The 7,868-nt window shown below is 37.5% G+C and carries 7 protein-coding genes, 1 tRNA gene and 1 pseudogene; all 9 read left to right on the forward strand.

Annotation, left to right across the window (positions count from 1 at the left end; all coding sequences use genetic code 11):
* A pseudogene (locus tag AC1DPQ_RS17665) lies at positions 1 to 200 on the forward strand (glycosyltransferase); the annotation flags it as partial.
* A complete protein-coding gene (locus AC1DPQ_RS17670) occupies positions 197 to 985 on the forward strand; it encodes a hypothetical protein (RefSeq protein ID WP_477579289.1) in 789 nt (262 codons plus the stop codon). The pseudogene AC1DPQ_RS17665 and the gene AC1DPQ_RS17670, both read left to right, overlap by 4 nt.
* 47 nt (positions 986 to 1,032) lie before the next feature.
* A complete protein-coding gene (locus tag AC1DPQ_RS17675; RefSeq protein ID WP_477579291.1) occupies positions 1,033 to 2,532 on the forward strand; it encodes a GH3 auxin-responsive promoter family protein in 1,500 nt (499 codons plus the stop codon).
* Positions 2,533 to 2,740: 208 nt separating this feature from the next.
* Complete coding sequence (locus tag AC1DPQ_RS17680; protein WP_477610395.1) at positions 2,741 to 3,658, forward strand: 1-deoxy-D-xylulose-5-phosphate reductoisomerase; 918 nt, start codon at positions 2,741 to 2,743, stop codon at positions 3,656 to 3,658.
* 28 nt (positions 3,659 to 3,686) lie between these two features.
* Positions 3,687 to 5,075 carry an RIP metalloprotease RseP gene (rseP, locus tag AC1DPQ_RS17685; protein WP_477610396.1) on the forward strand — a complete coding sequence of 463 codons (1,389 nt, stop codon included), beginning with the start codon at positions 3,687 to 3,689 and terminating at the stop codon, positions 5,073 to 5,075.
* Positions 5,076 to 5,334: 259 nt separating this feature from the next.
* The gene (locus AC1DPQ_RS17690; RefSeq protein ID WP_477610397.1) at positions 5,335 to 5,694 is read left to right on the forward strand and encodes an iron-sulfur cluster co-chaperone HscB C-terminal domain-containing protein; all 360 of its coding nucleotides are present in this window, start codon (positions 5,335 to 5,337) and stop codon (positions 5,692 to 5,694) included.
* Positions 5,695 to 5,922: 228 nt separating this feature from the next.
* Positions 5,923 to 6,219 (forward strand): DUF3817 domain-containing protein, encoded by a 297-nt coding sequence (locus AC1DPQ_RS17695; RefSeq protein WP_477584739.1) that lies wholly within the window; start codon positions 5,923 to 5,925, stop codon positions 6,217 to 6,219.
* A 48-nt stretch (positions 6,220 to 6,267) separates the two neighbouring features.
* Complete coding sequence (locus AC1DPQ_RS17700; RefSeq protein WP_477584738.1) at positions 6,268 to 7,467, forward strand: aminotransferase class I/II-fold pyridoxal phosphate-dependent enzyme; 1,200 nt, start codon at positions 6,268 to 6,270, stop codon at positions 7,465 to 7,467.
* A gap of 69 nt (positions 7,468 to 7,536) precedes the next feature.
* Positions 7,537 to 7,616, forward strand: a tRNA-Leu gene (locus AC1DPQ_RS17705).
* The last annotated feature ends 252 nt before the right edge of the window (positions 7,617 to 7,868 follow it).

Genomic DNA, 7,868 nt, shown 5'->3' on the forward strand with positions numbered 1-7,868 from the left:
TTATATATCCTCCATTGGCATATGTTTGTAACTTCTTCTTATTGATTTACTTTATGTTGATATTTTTTCATTCATGGTCTGTAAATAAATCGTTAAAAGTTGCATTTTTGAGCATTATATCTTCATTTATCCAATTAACCGCTTATGGTTTAGGATTTATACAGGATTTATTTAAACGAGTGGTATTCAAACAACAATGATAAATTACCTAAAAGAAAGTACGTTCGCCGTTAATGATGTAATCCAAAAGGCGTGGAGCATTACCAAGAAACACTATTTCTCGATTGCTACACTATGTTTTCTGATGTTTATCACCGCAAGCGCTTCGAGCTTAATGGCCTTTTTTATTAAGGATGTAAGTAAGGCCTTGAGTGTAATTATGGTGATTATTTTTGTGTTGCTTTATTTTACCATCAATCTTTCGCTTTTCAAATACATTTTCCATTTAATGGACGATGAAGAAAACGATGTGAAAATTGTGGATACGCTTCCAACCAGGCAACAAATTATCAGGTTCCTGGTAGCTACCCTTTATTTTGTAGGTTGTATCCTTGGGGTTTATCTGGTGGTAATCCTGGTTGCTTTTCCTTTTATTTATACTGGGATTAATGTGACAATCGTTAAAAACGTGGCCATTTCAGTTGGTATTATTGCCATTTTTATCACTTGGTTAAGAATTTCATTTTTTCCGTTTTTTATTATTGATAAGGGTGCAACGCCATTCGATTCGATTAAATTGAGTTTGGCTACCACTAAAGGAAATTTCACGAAGATTTTATTGTTATTGGTGGTTTTAGGTGGAGGATATTTAATTTATCTGCTGTTAAACTACCTGCAATGGCCATTGGTGGCTTTTATTGTAAATATTTTAAGTTCATTTATAATTGTTCCACTTTCGAGTGTAGCCTTAACTGTTGCATACCGCAAAATTTCGAGCGAATATAAAGGCGATGAGCATCCAGATATTTTACATAATATCGTTTAGGGTAGAATTTATATTCAATCACTCAATCATTCAAAATTCAGTTTAGTATGGGATTAAAAGCAGCATTAAGTAAACCCTTTGCGGCATTTGCAGTTTGGCAGATTAACAAATGGAAAAATAATGCCCTAAATGCTCAGCATAATATTCTGAAAAAGTTAATTGATGAGGCTAAAAATACTGCATTCGGAAAAGATCATCATTTCGCTGAGATTAAAACCTATGCTGATTTTAAAAAACATGTTCCCGTTCAAGATTACGAAGGATTAAAACCCTATGTAGATCGTGTAGTGGCAGGCGAAGATGATGTACTTTGGAAAGGCAAACCACTTTATTTCGCCAAAACATCAGGCACCACTTCAGGCGTAAAATATATTCCACTATCGAAAGAATCGATGCCTGAGCATATCAAAGCTGCCCGTAATGCCATTTTAACTTATATTAATGAAACAGGCAAAGCTGATTTTGTAAACGGAAAGATGATTTTTTTGCAAGGGAGTCCGGTTTTAAGTGTAAAACATGGAATCAATGTTGGGCGTTTATCGGGCATTGTGGCACACCATGTGCCAGCCTATCTGCAAAAGAACCGATTGCCTTCTTACGAAACCAATATTATCGAAGATTGGGAGCAAAAAGTTGATGCCATTGTTGAGGAAACCATTAATGAAAATATGACCTTGATTTCTGGTATTCCACCTTGGGTACAGATGTATTTCGATAAACTTTCAGAGAAATCAGGAGGGAAGAAAATTGCCGAAATATTCAAGAATTTTAGCCTGTTTATTTATGGCGGTGTAAATTTTGAGCCTTATCGAGCAAAAATTGAACAAAGCATCGGGAAGAAAATTGATGCTATAGAAACTTACCCAGCTTCAGAGGGCTTTATTGCCTACCAGGATTCACAAAAAGATAAAGGACTATTGTTGCTGGCCGATGCGGGGATTTTTTACGAATTTGTTCCTGCCGATGAGTATTACAACGATAATCCAACACGGTTATCGCTTGCTGAGGTTGAACTAGATACGAACTATGCGTTAATTTTAAATACCAATGCAGGTTTATGGGGTTACAGTATAGGTGATACAGTGAAGTTTGTTTCGAAAAATCCTTACAAAATTGTGGTAACCGGACGGATTAAGCACTTTATATCTGCCTTTGGCGAACATGTAATAGGAGAAGAGGTAGAACAGGCAATTTTGAGCGTGGCCAATGAAGAACAGGTAGAAATTACAGAATTTACAGTTGCGCCCCAGGTTAATCCGGAAGCCGGTCAATTGCCTTATCACGAGTGGTTYGTAGAGTTTTCGTCTGCACCAAAAGACATGACAGCTTTCAGCAAAAAGGTTGATGAGGCTTTGCAAAAGAAAAATATTTATTACTTTGACCTGATTGAAGGGAACATCCTTCAGCCATTGATTATACGTACTTTGCAAAAAGATGCTTTTGTTAACTACATGAAAAGTGAAGGAAAGTTAGGCGGACAGAATAAAGTGCCACGCTTGAGTAATGATCGGAAATTGGCGGATGGGTTGGAGAGGTATATTGTTTAACTAATCTTCCTCGGTTTGTGTCCTCACGAAACGAAATGAGGAAAAGTAGTTCGTGGAGACACGAACCACAGCATTGGAGCGAAATGCAACGCAGTCGAGATGACGATTACTCAACAGATGCTTTTCAGAATGACAAAAGCGGGTGAACGATAAAATGAATGAATAAAATGCTTAATTTAACCTTAAGCGTTACGATATTAAAAACGATTTGAAAAGAATAACCATATTAGGTTCTACAGGAAGTATAGGTACACAAGCACTAGAAGTGGTAAGGGATCATCCCACAACATTTAAAGTTGTTGTATTATCTGCACTAAAGAATTCGGCATTACTTATTCAACAGGCGATGGAATTTAAGCCAGCCATTGTTGTAATCTGTGATGAAAGCAAGTACGGCGAAGTTAAAACTGCTTTGTCTGCGCTAAATATTAAAGTTTTGGCAGGCGAAGCCGCCTTGTCAGAAGTTGCGGCCTATGATGATAGTGATATGGTATTAACGGCATTAATGGGCTCCGTAGGATTAAAACCTACTATTGCTGCCATTAAGGCTGGAAAAAATATTGCTTTGGCCAACAAAGAAACCTTGGTGGTAGCCGGCGAACTGATTACACAACTGGCAACGGAACATCAGGTTAAAATTTTACCGGTCGATTCAGAGCATTCAGCAATATTTCAATGTTTGGTAGGCGAGGAGCAGCATTCAATTGTTCAGTTTACCGATGGATCTATGAAAGCACAAATGGGTGTTCCGGACATGAAACTGCCTATTCAGTACGCTTTAAATTATCCCGATAGGCTAAAAAACAATTTTAAACGTTTTAACTTCCTAGATTATCCAAACTTTAGCTTTCAAAAAGCCGACATGGAAACATTCAGGAATTTAGACCTGGCATTCACTTCTTTACGAAAAGGAGGGAATATGCCTTGTATTTTAAATGCTGCGAATGAAATTGTTGTTGAAGCATTTTTGAAGGACAAAATCGGTTTTCTGCAGATGAGCGAGGTTATTGAACAGTGTATGGAAGAAATCAGTTTTGTTGAAAAACCACAATTGAGTGATTATTTAGAAACTGACAAACATAGCCGTATCTTAGCCGGCGAATTAGTAACAAAAAGTATAGTTTAACATCTAACATAAAATTTTATAAGAGAATATGAATGGATTGATTATGGCGGGGCAGCTGCTGCTCGGATTGTCTTTATTGGTAATATTACACGAATTAGGGCATTTCTTGGCAGCCAGGGCATTTGGTATTAAAGTAGAAAAGTTTTATTTATTTTTTGATGCCTGGGGTTTCAAGCTTTTTAGTTTCAAAAGAGGTGATGTTGAATATGGAGTGGGATGGTTGCCACTTGGCGGTTATGTAAAAATTGCCGGAATGATTGATGAGAGTATGGATACTGAGCAAATGGCTCAACCTGCTCAGCCATGGGAATTCCGTTCTAAACCAGCCTGGCAACGTTTAATCGTAATGCTTGGTGGTATTATCGTAAACGTAATTGTAGGTATTTTTATCTTCTGGATGTTAACCTTTAACGTCGGGCAAAATTATACCGTTAACAGCAAACTGAACGATGGTATTTCTGTAGGCGCAATTGGGAAAGAAATTGGTTTAAAAAACGGAGATAAGATTTTAGCCATCAACGGCAACAAGTTAATCCGTTTTGAAGATGCTATATCGAGCAAAGTATTGTTTGATGGAGCTCAGCTGACCATTTTAAGGGAGAATAAAACACTTTACATTTCTGTTCCGGATATCATTTTAAATAAAATATCGAAAAACGATAAAGAGAATTTTATCTCGCCCAGATATGCGATGGAAAGTGTAGAAAAGGTAAGTGCACCTGATGAAAAAGCAGATAAACCATCTTTTTTTGATAAGCTGTTTGGCAGGAAGTTCGAGAAGCCCGTATATCCAGCTTATGCTGCAGGAATTAAACCGGGCGATAGTATTTTATCGGTTAATGGAAAACAGATTACTTTCTTCGATCAGTTTAAAGAAGAGGTTTCTAAAAACAAATTAAAACCAATTACCATTAATGCCCTACGCAAAGGCAAAGAAGTAAAGTTCGATCTTAAAGTAAGCAAAGATGGAACGATTGGAATTATCCCTAATCTAAAAATGCCTGAAACTGCACATGTAGATTTTGGCTTTATAGAGTCGTTACCAGTTGGTGCAACTATGGCATGGAGTACTTTTGTAGATAATGCAAAAGGCATTGGCAAAATGATTACCGGAAAGTTAAGTGCACGTAACATCAGCAGCCCGATAGGGATTGCCAAGGTGTACGGCAGTACTTTCGACTGGGTTAAATTCTGGACTTTAACAGGATTAATTTCGATGGCATTGGCATTTATGAATTTATTGCCTATTCCAGGCTTAGATGGAGGCCATGTAGTATTTCTTTTAATCGAAATGGTACAACGTAAGCCTGTAAGCGAAAAAGTGCTGGAAAAGGCGCAAATTGTGGGTTTTGTGATCTTGATCTGTTTAATGGTGTTTGCTTTTGGTAATGATATTCTAAAATCTTTCGGTAAGTAAAACCAAATTTATATAATTGCCGCAGATGCACAGATTTGACGAATCAATCTGAACATCTGCGGCTTTTTAATTTAATATGCACCATGAGCGCAGCAACAACAGATAGTAATTATTTCGATTTTTACGCGTTACCGATCCAGTTTAATCCAGATCAAAATGCAGTTAAAACAAAATTTTATGCATTTAGCAAGCAGTTTCATCCCGATTTTATGCCAATGAAAGCGAAGAGAAGCAGCAAGAAGTGCTCGATCTGTCAACTTTGAACAATAAGGCTTACCAGACACTGAGTAATGCTAAAAAACGCTTAAAATACGTGCTCGAGTTAAAAGGGATTGTAGAAACAGATGAAGGTTATCAACTGCCCCAATCTTTTCTAATGGAAATGATGGATGTAAACGAGGCCTTAATGGATTTGGAATTCGAGCCGGATGCCGAAAAGCTAGCGCAGGTAAAACGAGATGTTGATGCCATAGAACAAGACCTGGCTAACGAACTGAATGATCTGATAGGTCGTTTTGATGGCAACCCAACAGCATCTGATGCACTATTGCCTTTGATTAAGGATAATTTTTACCGGCAGAAATACGTTGATCGGATTAGGGAACGCTTGCCGAAATAGATGGAAGAAGTTTGAAGTCGGGGAGTCGGAGGTCCGAAGATGTAGCGTAAAAAATAAGCGCCCCACGCTGTGCACTTTGTGCCTTTTCTTTGTGTCTTCTGCGGTTAAAAGATGGAAAGCCCTAAACCTTCCACCTTCGACCTTTGTAAGACACCCGATTGTAAAATCATTTTTTAGTTTTTGATAGGCAAAAGCTTTGTTTTACTTTCGGAGCAAACAATCAGATCAATGAATAGTTCTCTTTCAATTTTTCGTAAAGTGGCCGTAGCGGAAGGCATATCCTATTTGCTTTTATTATTTGTAGCTATGCCGTTAAAGTATTTTGCAGATCTTCCTTTGTATGTAAAATATACCGGATGGGCGCACGGATTATTATTTGTTTTATATGCAGCTACCTTAGTTTTAGCTTGGCAAGAGCAAAAATGGAAGTTTGGTAAAGCCGTTTTGATCTTTTTAGCATCACTTTTGCCATTTATGCCCTTTGTGGTTGATCGCAAATTAAAAGATGAAAGACCCCTAAACTAATTGCCCATTACACAAATTACTTACCTTTGTGTCATATGCGCTTAACAAATGATCGCCAGAGGTAGGTTAGATATCCGTTTTACCGAACTTTTTAAGGGTGCATTATACTGTATTGGTAGTGCTAGCGGTTTTAAAAAAGAACAACCCCGGTTTCCTGAAGAGCAGTTGCCCTGTCTTTCTGTTCGTACAGGTTTACATCTCGTATTAGAAGCACTAAATCTTGAACCTGGTGACGAAATACTGGTTGCAGATATTAACATCCCGGATATGTTTGCAATTATTGCAGCCCATCATTTAAAAGTTATACCATTACCTATAGATATAAATACACTAGGTATATCCGCCGGACAGATAGCGGCAGCTATTACACCCAAAACAAAGCTGCTGCTCATTACCCATTTATTTGGTGCCATAATGGATACCGAAGCACTGCTTGACATAGCCAAATTGCATAATCTGATCGTAATGGAAGATTGTGCGCAAGCTTATGATGGAGTTTATGAAGGGGATTTAAAATCGGACGTGGTATTGTTCAGTTTTGGACTAATTAAGACAAATACAGCCTTAAGTGGTGCGATACTTCAGATTAGAAACGAGCAATTACTGGCTGCGGTAAAAATATTGAACAATAGGCTGCCGGTGCAAAAAGGTAATCGATACTTCAAAAAAATAATTATTGCTACCCTGATTAACATTCTTGTCGCAAGATGGCCATTTACCATAGCTTATTGGCTTTGCAAGCAATTTGGTAAAGACTTTGATGCATTTATTACTGGTTTTACAAGAGGTTTTCCTGGTGCAGATGTAATGGAGAAAATCAAATACAGGCCATGTTATGCCAATTTGTGCATGTTGCAACATAAAGTGAGTGATTTTGATCAATCTCGTATTCATAAAAGGAAAATACTGGCTAACGAATTATTATTGAATGTTGATTCGCAAAATATTATTGGTGCTGCAAACTTAAGGCATACACATTGGGTAATTCCGATAGTAGCGGCTAATCCATCACTGTTAATCGATAAATTAAGAGAAAAAGGATTCGATGCAACGTCAAAAGCCTCTAGTTTAGTTAAGATAGGTTTCACGGGTTTGCCGCCAAAAACCTCAAATGAGCTAATACTTCAAAATTTAGTTTATCTGCCAATGAATGTGAAAATGAGTAAAAAAGAAGTTAAACAATTGAACCAGTTGTTATTAGGTAATGTGTTAAAAGGTGAAGGTTTTAGTAAATCAGATCAGACATAAAAAGAAGCAAATAAAATTTGCGAATTAAGTGCTTAATTTATACATTTGCATCCCGCTGAATAAGCAAATGCCCAGCTGGCGGAATTGGTAGACGCGCTGGTCTCAAACACCTGTGGGAAACCGTGCCGGTTCGACTCCGGCGCTGGGTACAAAGCCGGAAAGATAGTTTTTTGAAACATTCTTTCCGGTTTTTTTATGCTTTAAATTGCTGTTTATCAGGTGTATAAGCTATTTTTGAACTTCGCCAAATTTTGGATCAATACCAAAAGTTGTGGAGTAGTCATTTTTAAGCATACAATTGAGTTAGCCTGTATAGGAAAAACTTTACGCATTTCACGCCACGAAATTGGGATCTAAACGCTTTAATCTTTGCATTGAATGATTCGGCAGAAGCATTGGTC

The organism is Pedobacter sp. 01T416_2 (assembly GCF_056398925.1).

Bases quoted from the DNA above. Each gene is read 5' to 3' on its own strand.
- AC1DPQ_RS17695 (WP_477584739.1), top strand. From the start codon at position 5,923: ATGAATAGTTCTCTTTCAATTTTTCGTAAAGTGGCCGTAGCGGAAGGC.
- AC1DPQ_RS17670 (WP_477579289.1), top strand. From the start codon at position 197: ATGATAAATTACCTAAAAGAAAGTACGTTCGCCGTTAATGATGTAATC.
- AC1DPQ_RS17700 (WP_477584738.1), top strand. From the start codon at position 6,268: ATGATCGCCAGAGGTAGGTTAGATATCCGTTTTACCGAACTTTTTAAG.
- rseP (WP_477610396.1), top strand. From the start codon at position 3,687: ATGAATGGATTGATTATGGCGGGGCAGCTGCTGCTCGGATTGTCTTTA.